The organism is Jingyaoa shaoxingensis, from assembly GCF_014385005.1.
Taxonomy (GTDB): domain Bacteria; phylum Bacillota; class Clostridia; order Lachnospirales; family Lachnospiraceae; genus Marvinbryantia; species Marvinbryantia shaoxingensis.
On sequence record NZ_JACRSZ010000048.1, the window covers coordinates 1 to 2,496 of the forward strand.

Genomic DNA, 2,496 nt, shown 5'->3' on the forward strand with positions numbered 1-2,496 from the left:
GGTCAAGCCTTCGACCTATTAGTGACAGTCAGCTCCATACATTACTGCACTTCCACCTCTGCCCTATCTACCTCGTCGTCTTCAAGGGGTCTTATTGCTTTCGCATGAGATATCTCATCTTGAGGGGGGCTTCACGCTTAGATGCCTTCAGCGTTTATCCCTTCCCGACTTGGCTACCCGGCCATGCACTTGGCAGTGCAACCGGTACACCAGAGGTCAGTCCATCCCGGTCCTCTCGTACTAAGGACAGCTCCTCTCAAATATCTTACGCCCACGCCGGATAGGGACCGAACTGTCTCACGACGTTCTGAACCCAGCTCGCGTACCGCTTTAATGGGCGAACAGCCCAACCCTTGGGACCTACTACAGCCCCAGGATGCGATGAGCCGACATCGAGGTGCCAAACCACTCCGTCGATGTGAACTCTTGGGAGTGATAAGCCTGTTATCCCCAGGGTAGCTTTTATCCGTTGAGCGATGGCATTCCCACTTAATACCACCGGATCACTAAGTCCTACTTTCGTACCTGCTCCACCCGTCGGTGTCGCAGTCAAGCTCCCTTCTGCCTTTGCACTCTTCGAATGGTTTCCAACCATTCTGAGGGAACCTTTGAGCGCCTCCGATACCCTTTCGGAGGCGACCGCCCCAGTCAAACTCCCCGCCTGGCATTGTCCCACCGCCGGGTCACGGCGGCTGGTTAGAAACCCAATACTGCAAGGGTGGTATCCCAACACCGGCTCCATGGCAACTGGCGTCACCATTTCTCAGCCTCCCACCTATCCTGTACATGCAATACCGGATCCCAGTACCAAACTGGAGTAAAGCTCCATGGGGTCTTTCCGTCCTGGCGCAGGTAACCAGCATCTTCACTGGTACTTCAATTTCACCGGATGCATTGTCGAGACAGTGCTCAAATCATTACGCCTTTCGTGCGGGTCGGAACTTACCCGACAAGGAATTTCGCTACCTTAGGACCGTTATAGTTACGGCCGCCGTTTACTGGGGCTTAAATTCAAAGCTTCGATTTCTCTAACCTCTCCTCTTAACCTTCCAGCACCGGGCAGGCGTCAGCCCATATACCTCACCTTACGGTTTTGCATAGACCTGTGTTTTTGCTAAACAGTTGCTTGAGCCTATTCTCTGCGGCCCTCTTTCGAGGGCACCCTTTCTCCCGAAGTTACAGGGTCATTTTGCCGAGTTCCTTAACAATGCTTCTTCCGCCGGCCTTAGGATTCTCTCCTCATCCACCTGTGTCGGTTTACGGTACGGGTACAATAAGAACAATAGCGGCTTTTCTTGACGCATGGCTCACACACTTCCCTACTTAAATTCGGTCCGCATCACATCTTCGGATTGACATACGGATTTTCCTGCATGTCTCCTACCCTGCTTGCGCGCGGCTTTCCATTCCGCGCCTGTGCTTTCCACACGTGTCCCCACAGTTCTGTCTTACTGCAGTACAGGAATTTCTACCTGTTGTCCATCGGATACGCTTTTCAGCCTCTCCTTAGGCCCCGACTTACCCGGAGCAGATCAGCTTTACTCCGGAAACCTTGGATATTCGGCCACAGGGATTCCCACCCTGTTCTCGCTACTCATTCCAGCATTCTCTCTTCCTGTCCCTCCACCGCTCCTTACGGTACGGCTTCGCCGGTCAGGAATGCTCCTCTACCAATCACTAACGTGATTCCTGAGCTTCGGTGTCGTGTTTCAGCCCCGGACATTTTCGGCGCAGGGACTCTCGACCAGTGAGCTATTACGCACTCTTTGAATGTATGGCTGCTTCTGAGCCAACATCCTGGTTGTCTTTGAATCCCCACATCCTTTTCCACTTAACACGCACTTTGGGACCTTAGCTGCAGGTCTGGGCTCTTTCCCTTTTGACTGCCCAACTTATCTCGTGCAGTCTGACTCCCGTGCATCATCTGTATGGCATTCGGAGTTTGATATTCTTCGGTAAGCTTTGACGCCCCCTAGGAAATTCAGTGCTCTACCTCCATCAGATTAACACGAGGCTAGCCCTAAAGCTATTTCGAGGAGAACCAGCTATCTCCGGGTTCGATTGGAATTTCTCCCCTATCCACACCTCATCGCCACCCTTTTCAACGGATGTGCGTTCGGACCTCCACTACCTCTTACGGCAGCTTCATCCTGGACATGGATAGATCACCCGGTTTCGGGTCTGCTCCGACTGACTTGACGCCCTCTTAAGACTTGGTTTCCCTCCGGCTCCGGACCTTAGGTCCTTAACCTTGCCAGCCAGCGCAACTCGCTGGACCGTTCTACAAAAAGTACGCGGTTGCACATATAAAGTGCTTCCACAGTTTGTAAACACAGGGTTTCAGGTTCTCTTTCACTCCCCTCCCGGGGTCCTTTTCACCTTTCCTTCACAGTACTATGCGCTATCGGTCACTGAGTAGTATTTAGCCTTGGGGGGTGGTCCCCCCGACTTCCCACAAGGTTCCACGTGTCTCGTGGTACTCCGGATACTGCCGTC

General features: G+C 52.9%; 1 rRNA gene. It reads right to left on the bottom strand.

From position 1 onward, the window contains the following. Positions 1 to 2,496: ribosomal RNA gene (locus H8716_RS17370) — 23S ribosomal RNA — on the bottom strand; the annotation flags it as partial.